Here is a 19,555-nt window from a genome sequence, read left to right on the forward strand (position 1 = left end):
AACTCGTCTGCACGGTAGGTCTCGAGAAAGAACCCCCGCGCGTCTCCGTGCACGGTCGACTTGATGACGATCAAGTCGGGTACAGCCAACGGCTCAAAGGTGAACTTAGTCATGCTGCCCCCCTCTTGTCTCGTCGAGACCAAGCTCAACGTTCTGCGCCAAGTCGTTGGCTGTGCGCAGCGAGGGGAATGTGCCGGCATCCGTCCACCAGCCCTGCAGGACATCGTATGCCATGGTACCAGCGCGGATATACGCGTTGTTGATGTCGGTGATCTCCAGTTCACCACGATGAGACGGGACCAGGGTCGGAATGATGTCAAAGACCTGAGCATCATACATATAGATGCCAGTAACAGCCAGGTTGCTCTTGGGGTTGGTCGGCTTCTCCTCGATACTCAGGATATGTCCGTCCTGGGACAACTCAGCCACACCAAAACGCCCGGGGTCTTGTACCTCTTTGAGGAGGACCCGGGCACCCCGTCCTTGGCGCTGGAAGGCTTCGACGGATGGTGTGAGGTCATCCTGAAAGATGTTGTCCCCCAAAATGACGCAGCAGCTGTCACCAGAGCAGAAACCACGAGCCAGTCCCAAAGCCTGGGCGATGCCGCCTGCCTGGTCCTGCACCTTGTACGTTAAGTCCAGTCCGAAGTCATGACCACTACCCAGCAGTTCCATGACATCCCCCATGTGATCACGACCAGTGACAACAAGAACATCCTTGATGCCCGCCTGCTTGAGGCGTGCAATGGGGTGAAAGATCATGGGATAGTTGCCCACGGGCAGGAGGTGCTTATTAGTTACAGCCGTCAGAGGAGACAGACGAGAACCGGTGCCACCTGCAAGAACAATACCCTTCATTACAGTGCCTCCTCGAGTAGACTTTCACTCCACTCATTCGAGATACTGCGTGGCACGCGAAGTGCCGCATCATGCGCATCCGTGGCTGAGCAGGCTATGAGGCCGCGGTCCGTCAGGTCATGTGCGAGACCATCGCCACGGCTTGGGTTCACAGGAGCTGCATTCTTCCGGCCAAGTGAGCTCAATATCGCATGCCGATGTGGCACGATAAACCGCACTATCTCCTGCTCCAAGGTAGGACAAGATATCGAAGCCAATGCCGGAGTCCACCTCCCATGCGCAGTTTGAGCCAAGGCGGATACACCGCGTATGCCAGCGCGATCATCTCGACTCTCCGTATCTCACCGTGATGGTCTGGCACGTGTTTCAGGAAGTATGAACACAGTTCGCGTATCGAGCGAGGCGTCTGCGGCTGGCCCTTTACTACTATCCCCATCATATCGCTGCAGACGCTCTCAAACCCAGCCACCGCGATCTCAGTCTGCCTGCCAGAGAAGTCCTCGAGTCCCGAGGCAAATACAAACATATTGATGTTGCTCTGCCCCATTCGAAGAATGTCCGCGCATCCTTGCCCCTCATGCAAGCGGTAGTGAAACAGCGGATTGTCGATGAACTTCAGATCATGATGGAGAGCTATGCGCAGCCACATCAGCCAGTCCGCGGCCATGTATTCGGGAAACGAACCCATTTCACGCAATACCGATGTACGGAGAATTACTGCGGGAAAGATGATGAAATTGCCGTGCACCAGCTCCTTGAACGCAGTCTCCGCAGGCAGCACTTGATCATGGTTGAACCTTTCCGGCAATCTGTATGCTGTCTCGTTTTCTCCCTGAGACAGAATGACTCTCGGCCAAGCCAAGCCCACTTCTGGAGATTCCTCCAACCCAGCGATCATTCGCTCGTAGAAGCAGGGCTCCAGCCAATCATCGTCGTGCATGAAGTGCACATATGGTGCCATAACCCGGGTGAACAGAGCGTTCATATTGCCATACATGCCGAGGTTCGTTGCATTGCGTACGTAGCTGAATCGACTGTCCCTGTCGCAGAAGTCCTGTGCTACTGTCCTCGTGTCGTCATCAGAGCAGTTGTCGCCGATAATGACCCGTATGTCCGTGTACGTCTGTGCTTGTATGGACTCCAAACACTGGCCCAACATGGCCGACCGGTTGAAGGTTGGGACCAGCACGTCAACGATTGCCATCGGTATCCTCCTGGGATTCTGCGTTGAGTGCCGCAAGACCATCCCTCAGACTGATGCATGCTTGCCACTCTGGTAGTACAGGCACAGGAGAGACCGGTTCCATGACCTCACGCAGTCGGTATGGCCTACCACCCCACACGACGCTGACTGTGCACCCGGTCGCCTGACGGTAGAGCTCGACGACGTCTTTCAGAGGCACAAGTGACCCTGAAGACAGCTGGTACTGTGACGGCGATCGCAAGTGTCCCGACAACAGGCCGTCGGCAGCCACCTCATAACCATGGACCACATCATCCACATGCAACAGATCAAGAAGCTGCTCACCTGGCGACATCTGTAGCGTCTCACCCGATCGAGCAACCTGATCCAGCAGGGAGAGCAGTTTCGAGCGCTTGTCATCGGGACCATATGTGTCAGGGAGCTCCAGCGTCACGGCGCGCAAACCACGGACTTCACTGTAGAACTGCAGGATGTCCTGAAAAGCCTGCTTCGTTGCAGCATACAGGGAGACAGGGCTGTATTCTCTGCCCTCATAGTGCTGCGAATAGGAGCCTGTGTTCACGATGTCCAACACTCCAGCAACGGTCATGGCCTCAAGAAGCTGGACGCCAAACAAAACGTTGCTCCGGATGAGGGGGTCCACATCATCGGTAAGGTGTTCGGCAACAAAAACTGATGCGAGATGAAAGACGACTTCTGGGTGGACATTCCGTAGAATGTCGACGAGTCCCTCCGTACTGCCATCATGCACGTGCACATTGCCACTCCCGAGAACGTCGCGGAGAGTTGTTGCGTCCGATGACGGACGCACGATCGCGTGCGTCTCCCAGCCATCGGACTGCAGTCGCCCTGCCAGGTGCCCGCCCACAAATCCTGTGGCTCCGGTCACTAGGGCCACTCGAGTTGCGCTCACGATGCCTCCTGACGATAGACGAAGGCACTCTTGAACTGGCTCAGCGGAGGCAGGGCTGCATCGCGGGCGGAAACGATGGGAGATGCCGCAGGCCATGCGATGTCGACAGAACTCCACAGGATGCCAGCGTCGTGCTCAGGGTCATACACTGAAGTGACACGGTACGCGACAGTGGCTTCGGGACTCATGGTATAGAAACCGTGAGCCAGACCAGCCGGTATGTAGACAAGCGACGGCTGTGCTGCGTCCAGGACGAGAGAGATGGTTTTTCCATATAGTGGCGAGCCTTTCCGCAGCTCGACCACCACGTCGAAGGCCCTACCAGACAGACAGGACACGACCTTCACATGGTCTGATGGAGGCAGCTGACAGTGCAAACCACGCAGGACGCCCTGGTGCGAAATGGAGTAATACTCTTCTACCCAATCCGTGCGCAAGCCGAGCGATTGCCATGTCGGTTCATGGTACGTCTTGACAAAGGTGCCACGCTCATCTTCAGAGTGATCTGGGACAATGAGCAGACACCCCGGAATACGCAACTCAGTGACGGTCACTACGCACACCCCGCGCCCCATTCGGTAAGGGACTCAATGACATACCCCAGCATTTCCGGAGTGACCACAGGATACACACCCAGCCAGAACGTATCCTCAAGGATAGCGTCCGTGGTCGCCAACGAGCCTGCCACACGGTACGTTCGCCCCTTCATATAGGGCTGGCGCACCAGGTTGCCGCCAAACAGGAGGCGACTGTCAATGCGACGTGATTCGAGGAAACGCAGCAGCTCAGGCCGGTGGCCGGCTGCGGAACCGTGCAGCGTAGTCGGGAAGCCAAACCACGAAGGCACACTGCCAAGTGTCGGCTCGGGAAGGAGAAACACATCCTGCAGCCCGGACAGACCCTCGCGCAGGAACGCGAAGTTGCGCCGTCTTGCCACAGCGAAATCGTCGAGCTGTCCAATCTGAGCTAGGCCCACTGCTGCCTGCATGTCGGTCATCTTGAGATTGTACCCCAGATGCGTGTACACGTACTTGTGATCATATCCGTGGGGAAGGCCAGGCCACTCGGAATCGTACCTCTTGCCGCACGTGTTGTCGTGGCCAGGCTTGCACCAGCAGTCACGGCCCCAATCGCGCAGTGATGCCAGTGAACGAGCCAGGAGCGCGTTGTTCGTAAAGACGGCTCCTCCCTCGCCCGTGGTGATATGGTGGGCAGGGTAGAAGCTGAGCGTGCCAATGTCGCCGAAGGTACCGACGCGTCGCCCCTTGTACTCGGAACCGAGTGCGTCGCAGCAATCCTCAATAAGCCACAGTCCATGCTGCTGTGTAAACCGAGTGACTGCCTCCACGTCGAACGGGTTGCCCAACGTATGGGCCAGCATAACCACCCGTGTACGAGGGGACAAAGCCTGCTCCAGCAGCTCGGTGTTGACATTGTAGGTCGGCAAGGATACGTCAACGAAGACGGGAACCAGACCGTTCTGCAGAATAGGGTTGACCGTCGTGGGGAAACCAGCGGCGACCGTGATGACCTCGTCGCCTGCCGCGAGCGCCCGGTCGCCCAGTTCCGGCGTCATGAGCGCAGCGATGGCAAGAAGGTTCGCCGACGAGCCTGAGTTGACGGTCAGCACGTGCGTGACACCCAGGTAGCTGGCCAACTCTCTCTCGAACGCGTCGTTGAAGCGCCCTGTCGTCAGCCAGCAGTCGAGCGATGCACTGACCAGCGCTTGCACTTCGGGCACGCCGACGGTCTTGCCAGAGACCGGCACGGGAGACACCCCAGGGACGAATGGCGCCGGGGCGTGGACGAGACGAGCATAGTCTGCGGCCAAGGAAAGCATCCGTGAACGGAGTTCGGCAGCGTGTGCGTCCGTATCAAGCGCGGGATTTGGCAGCAGGTTGTCCAGAACGCCCATCGTCACTCCCTGCCTCCCCCTTCCATCGCGGCCCACGAGACACCCCTGGCGCGTGCAGCTCGGGCATAGTCACCAATGCTCCGCACTGTGAGAGGAACCGCCTGCCCAGCGTTTTCCATTGTCGAACGGTACCACATGACCGTCTGCCGAACGGCTTCGCTCACATCGTACACCGGGCGCCAGCCCAGCTGGGAGCGCGCCTTGGTGCAATCCAGCCGCAGAATGTCTGCTTCGCTCAAGGCCTGTGCAGAAGTGGCTGTCTCAAACCGCGCTGCACCTCCCCACGCCTGACACACCATGCTGACAAGTTGCTCGACGGACACGGCACTCTCGGGGTCCGGACCAAAGTTCCATGCTCCACCGTACGTTGCTGGATCTCGCGCCAGCAGGGCGCCCAGCCACAGATACCCCGCCAGAGGTTCCAGGACATGTTGCCACGGGCGCACTGAACCAGGATTGCGTACGACAATCGGGTTCCCCTCCGTCAGCGCGCGCATGCAATCCGGTACCAGACGGTTGGCTGCCCAGTCGCCCCCACCAATGACGTTGCCAGATCGGACTGAAGCTATGCCAGTCCTCTTCCCTACAGTATCTCCTGCATCAAAAAACGATGACCGATACGAAGCCACCACCATTTCGGCTGCTGCCTTGCTGGCACTGTATGGATCATGGCCCCCCAGCGCATCAGCTTCGCGGCAGCCGTATTGCCACTCGTTGTTGGCATAACACTTGTCGGTGGTCACAATGACGACCGACCGCACCGAAGGACAATGCCGTGCGGCCTCCAGCACATTGGCTGTACCCATCACGTTTGTCTCAAAGGTCGTCAGAGGATCCGCATATGACCGCAAGACCAAGGCCTGTGCAGCCATATGAATGATCACTTCGGGGGCTGCCTTGTCCATTGCTGTCTGTATGTCCTGACTTCTTCGCACGTCGCCCCGCACATCCTGGATCTGCCCCGATAGGCCAAGGGACTCATACAGCGACGGCTGTGTTGGCACGCTGATGCTGTATCCGCTCACCTCCGCCCCCAGCAGCAGCAACCATTGCGTCAGCCAGGAACCCTTAAACCCGGTGTGCCCCGTGACGAAGACACGTCTGCCGGAGTAGTAGCCATCGAACAGCTGATCCATTTCGGGCTCTGTCATTTCCAGACCTTCCAGGGCGCGTGTCCCTCAGACCACAGTTTCTCCAGCAGGTTCTTGTCGCGCAGGGTGTCCATGGGCTGCCAGAAGCCGTCGTGCACATATGCGGACAACTGATGACCGGCTGCCAGGTGTTCAAGCGGCGAGCGTTCCCAGATGGTCGCATCGTCTTGGATGTAGTCGAAGATGCCAGGTTCGAGCACAAAGAAGCCGCCGTTGATGTAGTTACCGTCCCCAGGAGGCTTCTCGCTGAAACTCGTCACCGTGTTGTCGTCTCCGAGGTCGAGAGCGCCAAAGCGTCCCTGGGGCCGGACAGCGGTCAGCGTTGCCAAGGTGCCGGCCCTCTTGTGGAAAGCAACCAGTGCAGCGATGTCGATGTCGGCAACGCCATCACCGTAGGTCAACAGGAAGGATTCACCATCCACGTGTGACCGGATGCGCTTGATGCGTCCGCCCGTCATCGTCTCCTCGCCCGTGTCGACAAGAGTCACACGCCAGTCCTCGGCGCGCGAGTCATGCAGTTCCAGCTTGTTGTGTTCGAGATCGATGGTCACATCGGACATGTGCAGGACATAGTTGGCGAAGTATTCCTTGATAGCATACCCCTTGTATCCAAGACAGATGACAAAATCCTGAATGCCATGGGCCGCATATATCTTCATGATATGCCACAGGATAGGCTTGCCGCCGACTTCAACCATTGGCTTCGGGCGAAGAGCCGTTTCCTCACTCAACCGGGAGCCCATTCCACCCGCAAGGATGACTGCCTTCATGTCTTCTCTCCCGCTTTCACATCTAGCAGACTCTCGCTCCACTCGTTGCAGATGCTCCTTGGTACACGGTGTGTCGCGTCATGCGCATCCGTCGCCGTGCAGGCAACCAAACCACGATCCACCAGGTCCTGCGCGAGGTCGTCGCCCTTGGTACGGTCCAAGCTCGCCGCGTTGACCTGAGCAAGACAGCCACGCTGGACCCAGCGGTCCAGGATGTGCCAGTCACTGCGGACATAGGCGTAGCGCTCGACATGTGCCAGAACAGGCGTAATGCCCTGTAGTTGCAATTTGAAGATGACATCGTCCACATAGGTGGGCAGGTCCTCACAGGGCAGTTCGAGCAAGAGGTGCGTGCCCCGGTCCGCAAGGGTCAGGACGTCACCCTGCTTCACCCGATCCGGCAGGTCAGGGCAGATGAAGGCCTCGTTGCCCGGCAGGACGGTGAGGGGGATGGCCCGGCTGTTGAGCTCGGCCTGCAGGTCTGCGGTAATTTGTCGTATCTGGGCGGGGTCCGTCTCATGCTCGTCCTCGATCCAGTGGGGCGTGCCGATCACGGTACTGATGCCCGCTGCAGCGGCGAGGCGCGCCATGGCGACGCTGGTGGCCATGTCCGGCGAGCCGTCGTCCAGCCCCGGCAGGATGTGGCAGTGGATGTCGACGACGCTCATGACTGGGCCGGCGCCTCCTCGGGCTTGGCGGGTTCCGTGCTGTAGGCGCCGTAGGTACGGGTGTCGTAGTAGTCGTTGACGCCGTGACGGGCACGGTTGAGGACGACGCCCAGCAGGTTGGCATGCGCCTCTTCCAGCACCTCCTGTGCATGGTGCACCTCACCGCTGCGGGTGTGACCGGCCTGGAGGACCAGAATGACGCCGTCGGCCAGGGACGAGGCCACGACGGCGTCGGTGACGGGGAGGATGGGCGGGGTGTCCATGATGACCACGTCATACTCCTCCCGCAGGCGGTCCATCAGGTGCTTCATGCGGGCACTGCCCAGGAGCTCGGAGCTGTTGGGCGGGATAGGGCCGGTGGTGATGACCGACAGGTTGGGGTACTCCTTGAGGCGCGTGAACACGGTGAAGTCCGCATCGCCCACGATGAGATTGGAGAGCCCGCGCTCGTTGGGGATGCCGAAGCGGCGGTGCAGAGTCGGGTTGATGAGGTCGGTATCGAGCGCCATGACCTTCTTGCCCGTCTGGGAGATGGTCTGGGCCAGGTACTGCACGACCGTGCTCTTGCCCTCGTCGGGGGAGGCGCTGGTCACCAGGATGACCTTCAGCTCCTTGTCGACGGCGGCAAACTGCAGGTTGGTGCGCAGGACACGGAACGCCTCGGCCACCGGGCTGCGTGAGCCCTTGTAGCCGCCGTACCCGTAGCCGTAGCTGTCAGTCTTAGTAGGCGCGGCCATGGCGGGCCCCCTTTGCATTCATGTCCGGAACCACCGCGAGCACACGGAGGCCGAAGAGCTTCTTGACGTCGTCAGGCGTCTTGACCGTATCGTCGAAGTAGTCCACGAGGAAAGCGAGCAGGGCGCCGATCACGAACGCAGCCACGAACGCCACGGCAATGTTGAGGAGGGGACGCGGGCTGACCTGCTCGGTCACGGGCACGGCCCGGTCGATGACGCTGACGTTCTCGACCCGGTTGACCAGGGTGGGCAGATGGGTGATGAACGACTTGGCCACCGTGTTAGCGATGAGCGCAGCACGTGCAGCATCCTTGTCCTTGACGCTGACCGCGATGATCTCGGTCTCGCCCTGCACCTGCACGGTGGTCATGCCGGTGAGCTGTTTCACCGTCTCGGGCAGCTTGAGCTGGTCGATGGTGTCCTGCAGGACGACACGGCTGGTGATGATCTTGGCGTACGTGACGGCGAGGGAGCGGTTTGTCTGGATCTGGCCATAGTCGACGCCACCGGCGCCCTGTGCCACGTTCTGGCGCTCGTTCACAATGAGCGAGGTGTTGGCCTGGTAGACAGGCGGCAGGATCACGTAGGACAGCAGGGCTGCCAGCACCACTGCGACAAACACAACCACGAGAACAATCCATGCACGGCGCCTCAGGACACCCAGCACGTCGCGCAGACTAAGTCCCTGTTCCATCAGCAGACACCTCGCTTCTTCAGAGTATTCCCCTGCAGCCGTTCGATAGGTGAAGCGGTCCGATTGTTCCATGCCGTCCTTCACTGTTCAAAACGCAGGGTCAAGGGGATGGAGCCATCGGCCTGCTTGACAAAGACGACGACCTCTTGGCACGCGGGCAGTGTCACTTCGACGTTCCCTTTCCTAGATCGCATCGGTCCCGATGTGCAGCCGGCAAATGTCAGGATGAGAACAGCAATCATCAGCAGCGTATTGCCTCATCTATTTTCTACTCGAAATCGCATCGTTGTCTCACGAGTAAACCTACTCCAACACAGGTGACTGAGGAGGAACAATGGAAGAGGGTGAGCAGATGAGAGGTGAGGAGATGCGGTTGACTGTGAGGCAACGATTCCTCGTTCGAATAGGTTTATCCGTGAGGCAATAGGGTGCAAAGGACGCTGGAGCTAGTTGCTTCCCTGCTCCTGGAGCTGCACTGCGCGGTCAAGCGCCTGGCCGGCGCCCGCCTGGTCGGCAGCCGCGCCCCGAGCGACCGCCAGGACGAACCATCCGTCGGCACGGAGAGGGTTGCGGTCGACTGCAGACTGCGCCTCGACGCCTGCACGCGCGTCTCCCCGCTCCAGGTACAGCCGAGCCAGTGCATCGTGGTAGGCCCACATGCGTGGGTTGAGCCGTGTCGCTGCCTCGTACAGCTGCTGCACCTCCCGCCCGACCGCGCCCTGGTCCTGCGCAGTCTCCTGCCCGTGCGCCTGCAGGAACGCCGCCAAGTCCGCTTTCTGCTCGGCGCCGAACGGCGCCAGGCGCGCTGCGGTGCGGTATCGGTACTGGGCAGAAGGGAGGTCACCCTGGGACTCCGCCCGCAGGGCCAAAGCTGTATTGGCAGCCGACAGCAGGATGACGAAGACGGCGCTCCAGACGACCACGACGAAGGCGGCGCCCGTCAGGAGGCGCGCAGAACGGGGGGAGTGACGGTGGCCGAGCGCGACGTGCGGTTGAGCGACGTCCGGCTCGCGGCGCTGCCGCGACACCAGCAGGCCACAGGTGACGAAGAAGAGTACCGGCATGGCAAGGAGGGACCAGTCGAAGTCCACGGCGGCGTGGAGGATATTCCCGAACGCCCCTGCGAGCAGACCGGCAAAGATCGCTCCCTGTTCCCTCCTGGCGATGCGCAGACCCCGCCACAGGAGCGAGCCGACGAGGGCAAGAAACGCAACTCCCCCCAGGATGCCCATGTCCACCAGTTCCTCAAACACAATGCTGTGGGGGAACTTGGCGTAGAACGGGATACTGCGGAACTGCGTGTACACGTACTGGTAGGTGCCCGCCCCCGTACCCAGCACCGGGCGGCGCAGCAGCATGGCCCACGCATCGCGGATCATAACCACGCGCGCGTACAGGCTGGCGTCCTGCACTCCGCCCACGAACGCGAAGAGCTGCTTGATGCGCAGGGTCATGCTGAGCAGCATGGGCACAAAGACAGCCCGTTTGAGCCAGAAGGTGAGGGCGAGAGCCGCAACGAGGAGGAACACAGCAAAGATGCCCTTGAGACGCTGCCCTCTTGGGAGCATGACCGGGAAGAGGATGAGGGTGATGAGAAAGGCCAGCAGGCCGCCACGTGACTGACTCAGGATCAGCATGACGACGAAGAAGCCAGCGAGGGCTCCATAGAGCACGCGCGCCCACCAGCGGCGGACGTCCAGCGCGCGGGCCAGCGCGAGGAAGATAGGCAGGATGAGGAAGGCGGCAAAGGTGTTGCGGTACTGCAGCGTGCTGCTGACACTGGTGCCCTGCGTCAGGCCGTGCGTGCCGATCCACGTCCAGAAGGCGCCGGTCAGCTGGCTGCTTGCGCCGGCATAGGCAAGGAGACCGATGAAGGACAACAAGGCGCCCAGTCCAAGGAGGGTGCTGATTGCGAGGTCGAGCTGAGCCGTGTGGCGCGTCACGTTGAAGACGATGTAGAAGAGGATGGCACAGAACAGCACCTTGAAGAATGCCACCATCGTGGCCTGGAAGTAGACCGTCGCCACCAGCGACAGCGCACAGACGCCAAGGAAGGCCAGCATGGTGACGTCCACCGCGCCTCCCGCCCGTGCCCAGCCGTAACGGGACCGCGTCAGCACGAAGAGCAGGACGGCGGGCAAGGCCAGCAGCATCATCAAGTAGGCCTGCCACGTGAAGTAGCCGCCCTGGAACAGCGCACCGAACGCAGCCGGAACCAGTGCCAGGACCAGGATGAGCTTGTCGTACCGGTGCATGTCGTCGTTCACAGTTGGAAACCTCCTCCAAAGCGGGACTGAGCTGTGCCATGGGCTCTCATAACAACTGGCATTGTACCGATTGTGGCAGCCTTTTGCAAGGAGAGCTTTTTCATATGCACTGGGGCACAGTATACTCTACAATACGCTGGCAAAGGCCATCGAGCTCGATGTCACCATGACTGTTCACACGTCATGAACATATCCGGAACCTTCACAGTCCAATGGGCGCATCTGGAAAATGTTACGTTTACAGTACCCTCTCAATCAATATACTTTTTGGGAATGAGAGGACCTGGTTATCTTCTTCGACATGGGCGCAAAGGAGCGCTCAAGGGAGGAATGATGAGGAAGTTCAACAGAATTGTCGCCACCGTGCTGGCAATGTTGATGTTGGCACTGACGGTGGTCATCGCGCCGGCAGTCGTCAGGGCAGAGGGTGCCCCGCACGACGTGTATACTGTCTCCGGTGACGTGTATACTGTCCCCGGCAACGTGTATGCTGTCCCCGGCTCCAAGACGATAATCATCATCATGATCATCGGCTCGAACACCATCAAGATCAACGGCCTCGAGGGCAAAAAGGACACGAGCCCCCAGATCAAGTGGGGCCGCACGTTCGTCCCCCTCGCGCCCATCATCGAGGCTTTGGGCGGCACGATCAAGTGGGACGCCAGCACCGACACGGTCACCATCGTCCTGGGCACACAGACCCTCGTCCTGCACATCGGCAACGCGTATGCCGTGGGGAACGGCAAGCGTTTCCACATCGACAGCAACCCCGACGTGGCACCCTATATCCAGGCACCTGGGCACACGATGTTGCCGGTCCGGTTCATCGCCGAGAAGTTGGGCGCGTCCGTCATGTGGAACTCGGCGCTGCATAGCGTGACGCTGGTATTCGTCAAGGCCTGAGCATCACTGACAGGTTTGCAGCACGAAAAAGCGCCGGCCGCGTGCCGGCGCTTTTCATATGGTGCTACCCTTTGTTACAGGTAACATCCCGTCATTCCGGCTGGGTTCTGTCATTCCCGCGAAGGCGGGAATCCAATCCGTCCTCCGTCATTCCCGCGAAGGCGGGAATCCAATCCTTGGTCCTTGCTTACGGGATATTGATGGACGGATCGATGGCGTGAAGTGCGGCGCGCATGGCATTCGTGTCATGACTGCGCGTGGCGTTCAGCAGGGCGTCGACGGCCTGGCGGAGCACAGCTAGCGAGGGGAGCGTGGGACACTCGACACGCATGATGCTATCGTTGCTGGTCGGCGCGACATGCTCCGTGGACGACCACAGCTCCTCAGTCATCTTCTCGTTGCCGCGGTTGCCGGTGATGACGATGCTGGCATCGCGCCCAACCTCCAGCCCAGCCAGCTTGATGTAACTGCGTGCCAGGTCAAGGATCCGGATGGGCTCACCCATGCGCAGGACAAAGATGTCCCTCCCCTGTGCCAGCGCGCCGGCCTGCAGCACCAGCTGCACTGCCTCGGGGATGAGCATGAAGAAGCGTTCCATATTGGGGTCGGTCACCCGCAGGGTGCGGGACTCCTGCAGCTGCTTCTGGAAGACCTCTGTCACACTGCCCTTGCTGCCCAGCACGTTTCCGAACCGGACACTGGTCGCCCGCAGGTGCTCGCGCCCGTCGTTCACCTGGACTACGAGTTCCACGACGCGCTTGCTGGCGCCCATGAAGTTGACTGGGTTCACTGCCTTGTCGGTGGAGATGTTGACAAACCGCTCGGCCCCATGCGACGCGGCCAGCCGCAGCAGGGTGCGTGTCCCTCCGACGTTGTTGAGGATAGCCTCCTCTGGGTTCTGCTCCATCAGCGGCACGTGCTTGTGCGCTGCAGCATGGAAGATGATGTCGGGACGGTACGTGTCGAACAGCCAGGTCATGCGGGCCTCGTCGCGCATGTCCCCGATGACGGGCACGGCACACGTCACGCCCTCGTGCTCCCGCAACTCACGGTCGATGCGGAAGATGCGGTTCTCTCCCCTGCCCAGCATGATCACCTGTGACGGGTTGAGCTCAGCGACCTGCCGGACGATCTCGGAGCCGATGGAACCGCCTGCGCCTGTCACCAGGATGCGTTTGCCCTCCACGTATGCCCGAACCGGTCCCATGTCGGTGGAGATCGGAACCCTCGACAGCAGGTCCTCCAGCCGGATCGGGCGCAGGTCGTCCACGTGAATGGATCCGTCCACAAGCTCCCACATGCCCGGCAGAGTCCGTACCTGCACATCGGTGTCAGCCAGGTTGGACAGTACAGCGCGGGTGACAGCCGCAGCGTGTGACGGGATAGCGATGACTGCCTGGGTAGCACCTGTCCGCCGTACCGTGTCGGCAATAGTGGCGACAGGACCCCGCACGCGCACGCCGCGGATCGTGTACCCCCGCTTGGCCGGATCGTCGTCGATCAGCCCAACCACCTTGCCCAGCCCAGGATGCGCCTCAAACTCCCGCAGGACCTTGTCCCCTGCATCCCCCGCCCCGACGACCAGCACGCGTGTCCCAGGCGGCGTCCTCTGCACCGGCACGTCGACCCTCTCCTGCCGTGTGGTATGCTCGTACCGCCAGCGCGCGAGCAAGCGCACCGCAGCCATGAACAAGAAGGTCAGCACGGCGGACACTGCAAACGCACCCCACGACCATTGCACCTCTGCGCGCATAGCTATGAGCAGTGTCAGGGCCAGAACCTTCGTGACGGCGACGACGAGGGCCACACGCTCCACATCCCGCAGGCTGGCGTACGACCACAGCGCCCGTGGCGTCTGAAGTAGCACAGACACCGCGACGAACACCAGGTTCTCCACCAGCCCTGGGAATCTCAGGGTGTAGACCCATGGCTGCGGTGTCACGCGAAAGTCCACCCGCACCAAGACCGCCAAGACCGTGGCAAGGTTGAGCAATTCCAGATCGATGAGTAGCTTCGCGATTGCTGCGATCCAGTTTGAGCGCCGAGTCCTGCTGATGATCGGAGGCATCATGGCGCCACCTCCCTGGCCCGCGTCGCCAGCCCATCTTTTAGACTCGCCACGACCTCTTGCTGCTGCTCGGGCCTGATCATCGTGAAGAACGGCAGGGCGATGGTCCGTGCGGAAACGTGTTCCGTAATCGGGAAGTCGCCCGGCTTGTACCCAAACTTCCGCACGTAGAACGGCTGCAGATGGATAGGCGTGAAGTAGGGCCGGCTCTGAATACCATGGTCCGCCAACCAGCCGATGAGCCAGTCGCGGTCAGCCCGCGTGAACTGGTCGGCAAGACGGATCACGTATACGAACCAGCTCATCCTTGTCACGTCTGGCAGGATCGTCTGCGTGATAACTTCCGGCGCATCCTTCAGCAGGGCATTGTACCGTCCGGCTGCCTCCCCCCTCAACTCAATAATGTTGTCCAGCCGCCGCAGTTGTGACGTTCCCAGCGCGCAGCTGATGTCTGAGATACGGTAGTTGTACCCAAGGCGCTCGTGCTCCAGCCACTCGCCGGTCTCGCCCCGCCCCTGGTTGCGCATGCTGCGACACAGCGCGGCGATGTCGTCCGACTGCGTGACGACACACCCGCCCTCGCCCGTCGTGATCTGTTTGTTGGGGTAGAACGCGAACGCCCCCGCAGCCCCCCAGCCACCACAGCGCCGACCCTTCCACTCGGACCCGAGAGATTCACACGAGTCCTCGATAAGCTGCAAGTTGTGCTGACGGGCAATGCTCTCGATCGCATCCAATTCGGCTGGCTGGCCGAATGCGTCCACCGCCAAGACAGCCTTGGTCCGCTTGGTGATCGCCGCAGCTATCCGTGTAGGATCGATGTTGTATGTGTCCGGCCGGATGTCCACGAAGACCGGCTTCACTCGCTCGAACAGGAGGCAGTTGGAGGAGGCGATGAAGCTGAACGGCGTCGTGACGACCTCGTCGCCCTCCTTTAGCCCCAACGATCGCACGATGAGATGCAGCGCCGACGTCCCACTGTTTACGGCGACGCCGTGCGCGACCTCCGCCACATGTGCCAATCCCTCCTCGAATTCGGGCAGCCGTGGCCCCAGGCTCAGATGGTCGCTCCTAAGGACCTCCAATATTGCTTGCTCATCACTTGCATCGATCCATTGAGAAGACAACGGAACGTTCATCTCACAACCCCCTTTCTGGAGCTTGACCCCTGGTACAAGAGAACAACGAGAACGGACAACACTGCCAGCCAAGCAAGACCCAGTATAGCCGGTGCGCCCCGCCATACGAGTACACCAATGCCCGAGCTAACCAGACCGATGACGCCGTACAAGACATCTACCCGCGTTGCAGACTGCCCAAACCGTAGTTGGATCACATCATAGATGTGCCCCCGGTCGCCTCCCGTCAGTCCCTGATGCCCGCGTATGCGTCTCAGGACGGAGGCAAGCAACTCAAGTTCCAGCAGTGCCATGATACACATAACGCCGACGACAGCATGCCACGATGACAGCGCAGGGATGCACAACGCCGTCAGCAGGAAGCCCATCCAATACGCACCTGAGTCACCGAGGTACACCCGCGCAGGTGGCCAGTTGAAGATGAGAAAACCCACGATACTGCCACAGGATGCGGCAGCGATGCTCGCAAGGACGGTTTCACCAGCAAACAACCACCCGACCAGAAGGCCGCCTGCCGCGAACAGGCCGACTGTGCCCGACAGACCATCGCTGCCGTCTGTCATGTTGTAGGCGTTCATGCTTGCACTCCCCAGGATTGCACAGCACACGCCTGCGCCCACCATGGATGCCCAATGTGATGCAGCTGTTGGCCAGAGTGCGCCTAGTGTACTGCCGGCTACAAGTTCAACGATCAGCCGCTGAAGAGGTCTCACTCCGCGCAGATCATCAACCATGCCGAGAAGAAACACTGTTAGGGCTCCAACGACCGGGACGATGGACATCTCTAGTCGCGCCCACAACAGCACAGCACTTACTCCAATGACAACCGCTATACCGCCACCGTAGGGTACCGCCCGGATCTGGGGCTTGAGGGGACCACCCGGCCGGTCCACAAAGCCACAACGCACTGCAGCATATCTCACCAGCGGCATGGCGATACAAGTCAGAATCAGAGACAGACAGCCAATGGCAAGCACATTCAACGTTGGGCCCTCCTGTGCTGACAAGCCCACAGGAGCGCCGCTTCGTAGCGCTCTGCTAGGACCCCGTAGGCGAAGTGACTCTGACAGTAGGCAGCGCCGCGCCGACCGAGCTCGGTGCGTTCCTCTCCCGACAGTGCATGCAGTCTGCGGATACCGTCGGCGATGTCTTCCGGGGAAGCGTGGGCCACCGACAGCCCAGCTCCAGCCTCCGATACCAGGTCGTTGAAGACATCTGCCGCCCCTGCGAACAACACGCACACACCCGCCATCATGTACTCGTACAGTTTGTTGAGCGAGATGCCATAGCGGCAAAGGGGACTTGCGCCGACACCAGCATAAGCAATGTCCGCCAGCGCGAACAATCCATGCAGCTGGTACCTTGGAACCGGCGAAAGGAACGACACATTCTTCAAACCCAGATTGGAAGCCAAGAGCTTGAGGGTCTCTGTCTCAAATCCCTGCCCTATGATCACTAGTTGTACGGGGATGTCATTGACCAGATTGACTGCACGCAGAAGCGCATCGAGCCGATTGAACAGACCCACTGATCCAGCGTACAGCACCACAAAACGTCCGGCAGCACGTGCGTTCCGGAGCATAACCAGATGACTCTCCGGCGGTGCCTGCGACTCCCGGCCAGCCGTCACATCGACGCCGTTCGGCACAACGGCATACCGATCAGACGTCAGTCCTCGGCTCGCCAGATGCTCAATCGCGTTAGGTAGCACGGAGATGATCAGGTCCGCATGTCGACAGTAGTAATCCTCAGCATGCTGCATGACCCTGATGAATGGGTGTCGCCCCGACAACCCTCCCAGCAACTGCGGCGCTAGAGGCCACATGTCGTGGAGCTCGAAGACCAGCGAAGCTCCGGCAGTCCGCGCGATCCGGGCCGCTGCGTAGATGTCGAGGGGATAGGTCGAGCTGGCAATAACAACATCCGGTTGCTGTTCTTCTGCCAAGCGTCGTGCATAGAGCCAGGCCCTCGTCGCGAAGCTCAGCATGCTCACCACACGCCGGACTCCATTGCTGTGATACCGTCCCGTCGGGATCCAGTACCAGTCAATTCCTTCGACACTTGTGCGGCGAACGTTGAAAGGCGCCTGATCCGGGTTCCGTTGCCGCAGGTGTGAGAATGTCCCTGCCACGATGGCACAATGGTGACCGCGTGCGTTCAGCTCGCACGACAAAGCGTACGACCGATATTCCATCCCCATCGACGGCGAGCCGGCGTAGTGATTGAGCGTAAGGATGTTCATGACCTCAACCCCAATTGACACTGCATATAGCGGCGGGACTTACTCCCAGACTCCCGAATCATGATGCCTCCGACATTCACCTGCATGTCGGTTGCGGGAACTGTGATCGCCCGACGTACGTCAATCTGGGCGGCCAAGTGAAAGACAGCGTCAGTGCATGGGGTCAGCGCGGCAGCCACGGCTCTTGGATCGCGCACGTTACCGACAGCGATTGTAACCCCTACACCGAGGTTCTGACGTTTGCCCGAACTCAGGTTATCAAACACCGTAACTGCGCAGCCGCGTGCTACCAAACCATCGATGATATGCGAGCCGATGAAACCTGCCCCACTGGTCACCATACAGTTCATTGTGCCAACCGCCAATGGGATGCCGGCTCATTATGTCTGACGCAGGGCGACGCTACCACCCGGGGCATGGCTGCGAGTTGCAGCGAGTTCTCTTTATTCGATGCGAATAGAGGCAGTACGGCACACCAAAGGCGCAGACCGGGGAGCAGACAGGGTTGAACACACAGCAACATGCGGGGCACCGTTGCGACGTCCTGACAAGCAGTTCGCTTCACTTGGACACCATGTTGACGATGCTATCAACGCATCCGCTTTGTGTCAGCCCACCGATAGAGTCTACCGCGACCCCTTGAGCCATAGCACCAACAATCAACTCCTGGAAATGATGTCGAATGGGAGAGGCATATAATTCACTCCAATTTGCGCTGTGCCAAAGCAGAACCAGCACTCCGCCATGTTGAGAACACTGTTGAACTAGATGCTGCAGCACGACTGTTCCCTCGTTCCATGACAGGCGGTAGGTTGCGTCCATGAACATCAGCGGCCATTCCCAGAGCGACATTTCCCTGTCGTTCTCAATGTCGTAGGCCTTGAAGGGAAGACAGGTGCCGCACCTGAACCCTGCAACCTTGCTGTAGCCCAACGTCGTATCATAGGTGAGACCCTCTTGTTCCCAGAGACGCCATGTCAACGGAGTCTTCCATCGCAGGTAGTGCTGACGCCCTCCTGCAACGCGACTGCCGACTGACCTTACTCTCGACAATTCGCTGCCGAATTGCCGGGCGTCTTCGAAGGTGCCCATCCCCGCGTGAAATCCGATTTCGTGCCCCATCGCTGCAACTGCCTGCACATCTGTCACGACCTTCGGGTCATCCATCGAGTAGTCCGCACCATGCCGACCATTACTGTCGCCCAGGAAGTAGTAAGAAGCACTCACGCCTGTCGAGACCTCCCATGTCGCCATTTCCTGGAGACAGTCGTACTCATCGGTTTTCCTGTGAGTTGTGGTCTGCACGTAGTCGCGCAGAAGAGAGCCCAGCTTGGGCGTCCCTTCCGGGACTCTGCCTAGCATGTAGCGGGCGATGTCAAGTACACTCATGGGGAAGCGATGGAGCTTATCGATGTCGTGAGTCAGTGCTATCGCCCACGGGGCTGTTCCCCACCATTTTCGGCGTTCCCCGGCGAAACCTGCGATACGCAACATCTTGAGAAGTTGTTCAGCATATTGGTTGACGACCGGCTCCTGCAGGAACCCTTCCTGGTAAGCGACGCTTGACTCGGCTGGAAAACGGTCAAACACGTCGGCTGTTCGCACGACGGTCTCTTCGTATCGAGAAAGCATGAAGAAGGCCCCCGCAACGACATCGACATGACAGTCGACCCGGGCGCCCTGTGCACTACTTTGGACACTATAGAACTCACCCGTTGACCCTTGGTCATCCCGGTACAGTGCTGGGATGTTCTCAATGCGAATGACAGGGCGCTGGGGCATGGCATCGATACCACCATAGCAGGTATCGAAGAAGCCAGACACGAAGACGTGGACACCACTGTCCACGCCATCAGGTGTTGTCCCGTACGTCACCAGAACTTCATCATCCTGCAGCTGATCTTTGAGTGTACTCTGGACGATACACTGTGGAGAAATGACCATCTCAAGGAGAGTTCGCAGGCCATACTCGGCAGCACGGGGGTGCCCCACGTTGCCAACATAGTATCTCACCCTGGTAATCATC

19 protein-coding genes are annotated in these 19,555 nt (G+C 59.9%); 1 reads left to right on the forward strand and 18 read right to left on the reverse strand.

Annotated features, from left to right (window positions below):
• Positions 1 to 105: 105 nt before the first annotated feature.
• The 12 genes from SMC1_RS08705 to SMC1_RS08760 form a co-directional block, all read right to left on the reverse strand.
• Complete coding sequence (locus SMC1_RS08705) at positions 106 to 858, reverse strand: sugar phosphate nucleotidyltransferase (protein ID WP_119086388.1); 753 nt, start codon at positions 856 to 858, stop codon at positions 106 to 108.
• 217 nt (positions 859 to 1,075) lie between these two features.
• Entirely contained in the window at positions 1,076 to 2,062 is a 987-nt protein-coding gene (locus tag SMC1_RS08715) for a glycosyltransferase family 2 protein (RefSeq protein WP_165849380.1), read from the reverse strand.
• Positions 2,049 to 2,975, reverse strand: coding sequence for an NAD-dependent epimerase/dehydratase family protein (locus SMC1_RS08720; protein ID WP_207799381.1), 927 nt, complete (start codon positions 2,973 to 2,975; stop codon positions 2,049 to 2,051). The genes SMC1_RS08715 and SMC1_RS08720 overlap by 14 nt, the downstream gene beginning before the upstream one ends.
• A complete protein-coding gene (gene rfbC / locus SMC1_RS08725; RefSeq protein WP_207799382.1) occupies positions 2,972 to 3,529 on the reverse strand; it encodes a dTDP-4-dehydrorhamnose 3,5-epimerase in 558 nt (185 codons plus the stop codon). Before rfbC ends, SMC1_RS08720 begins: the two co-directional genes overlap by 4 nt.
• Positions 3,529 to 4,881, reverse strand: coding sequence for a lipopolysaccharide biosynthesis protein RfbH (gene rfbH / locus SMC1_RS08730; RefSeq protein ID WP_413814610.1), 1,353 nt, complete (start codon positions 4,879 to 4,881; stop codon positions 3,529 to 3,531). The genes rfbC and rfbH overlap by 1 nt, the downstream gene beginning before the upstream one ends.
• Positions 4,882 to 4,892: 11 nt before the next feature.
• On the reverse strand, positions 4,893 to 6,041 hold the full coding sequence (gene rfbG, locus SMC1_RS08735; RefSeq protein ID WP_207799383.1) for a CDP-glucose 4,6-dehydratase: 1,149 nt from the start codon (positions 6,039 to 6,041) through the stop codon (positions 4,893 to 4,895).
• Positions 6,038 to 6,811: a glucose-1-phosphate cytidylyltransferase gene (rfbF, locus tag SMC1_RS08740; RefSeq protein WP_119086393.1), complete on the reverse strand. Its 774-nt coding sequence runs from the start codon at positions 6,809 to 6,811 to the stop codon at positions 6,038 to 6,040. Before rfbF ends, rfbG begins: the two co-directional genes overlap by 4 nt.
• Entirely contained in the window at positions 6,808 to 7,479 is a 672-nt protein-coding gene (locus tag SMC1_RS08745) for a tyrosine-protein phosphatase (protein WP_119086394.1), read from the reverse strand. The genes rfbF and SMC1_RS08745 overlap by 4 nt, the downstream gene beginning before the upstream one ends.
• Positions 7,476 to 8,216 carry a CpsD/CapB family tyrosine-protein kinase gene (locus tag SMC1_RS08750; RefSeq protein ID WP_119086395.1) on the reverse strand — a complete coding sequence of 247 codons (741 nt, stop codon included), beginning with the start codon at positions 8,214 to 8,216 and terminating at the stop codon, positions 7,476 to 7,478. Before SMC1_RS08750 ends, SMC1_RS08745 begins: the two co-directional genes overlap by 4 nt.
• A complete protein-coding gene (locus SMC1_RS08755) occupies positions 8,200 to 8,982 on the reverse strand; it encodes a YveK family protein (protein WP_119086396.1) in 783 nt (260 codons plus the stop codon). Before SMC1_RS08755 ends, SMC1_RS08750 begins: the two co-directional genes overlap by 17 nt.
• Positions 8,983 to 8,990: 8 nt before the next feature.
• Complete coding sequence (locus tag SMC1_RS10705; RefSeq protein ID WP_165849381.1) at positions 8,991 to 9,152, reverse strand: hypothetical protein; 162 nt, start codon at positions 9,150 to 9,152, stop codon at positions 8,991 to 8,993.
• Positions 9,153 to 9,356: 204 nt separating this feature from the next.
• A complete protein-coding gene (locus tag SMC1_RS08760; protein WP_119086397.1) occupies positions 9,357 to 11,177 on the reverse strand; it encodes an O-antigen ligase family protein in 1,821 nt (606 codons plus the stop codon).
• Positions 11,178 to 11,510: 333 nt separating this feature from the next.
• Between SMC1_RS08760 and SMC1_RS08765 the strand changes: the two genes are divergently transcribed.
• Positions 11,511 to 12,080, forward strand: coding sequence for a copper amine oxidase N-terminal domain-containing protein (locus tag SMC1_RS08765; RefSeq protein ID WP_165849382.1), 570 nt, complete (start codon positions 11,511 to 11,513; stop codon positions 12,078 to 12,080).
• Between the two features lie 187 nt (positions 12,081 to 12,267).
• Here SMC1_RS08765 and SMC1_RS08770 read toward each other — a convergent pair whose 3' ends face one another.
• The 6 genes from SMC1_RS08770 to SMC1_RS08795 form a co-directional block, all read right to left on the reverse strand.
• Positions 12,268 to 14,151 (reverse strand): nucleoside-diphosphate sugar epimerase/dehydratase, encoded by a 1,884-nt coding sequence (locus SMC1_RS08770; RefSeq protein WP_119086399.1) that lies wholly within the window; start codon positions 14,149 to 14,151, stop codon positions 12,268 to 12,270.
• Positions 14,148 to 15,287 carry a DegT/DnrJ/EryC1/StrS family aminotransferase gene (locus SMC1_RS08775; protein ID WP_119086400.1) on the reverse strand — a complete coding sequence of 380 codons (1,140 nt, stop codon included), beginning with the start codon at positions 15,285 to 15,287 and terminating at the stop codon, positions 14,148 to 14,150. The genes SMC1_RS08770 and SMC1_RS08775 overlap by 4 nt, the downstream gene beginning before the upstream one ends.
• Positions 15,284 to 16,264, reverse strand: a complete 981-nt coding sequence (locus SMC1_RS08780; protein ID WP_243626547.1) for a glycosyltransferase family 4 protein — start codon at positions 16,262 to 16,264, stop codon at positions 15,284 to 15,286. Before SMC1_RS08780 ends, SMC1_RS08775 begins: the two co-directional genes overlap by 4 nt.
• Before the next feature lie 2 nt (positions 16,265 to 16,266).
• Entirely contained in the window at positions 16,267 to 17,529 is a 1,263-nt protein-coding gene (locus tag SMC1_RS08785) for a glycosyltransferase family 4 protein (RefSeq protein WP_119086402.1), read from the reverse strand.
• Positions 17,526 to 17,879, reverse strand: coding sequence for an NAD-dependent epimerase/dehydratase family protein (locus SMC1_RS11310; protein ID WP_119086403.1), 354 nt, complete (start codon positions 17,877 to 17,879; stop codon positions 17,526 to 17,528). Before SMC1_RS11310 ends, SMC1_RS08785 begins: the two co-directional genes overlap by 4 nt.
• Positions 17,880 to 18,090: 211 nt before the next feature.
• On the reverse strand, positions 18,091 to 19,554 hold the full coding sequence (locus SMC1_RS08795; protein WP_119086404.1) for a polysaccharide deacetylase family protein: 1,464 nt from the start codon (positions 19,552 to 19,554) through the stop codon (positions 18,091 to 18,093).
• Position 19,555: the final 1 nt, after the last annotated feature.

Source organism: Candidatus Cryosericum septentrionale, from assembly GCF_003570995.1.
In the GTDB taxonomy this organism is placed as follows: domain Bacteria; phylum Caldisericota; class Caldisericia; order Cryosericales; family Cryosericaceae; genus Cryosericum; species Cryosericum septentrionale.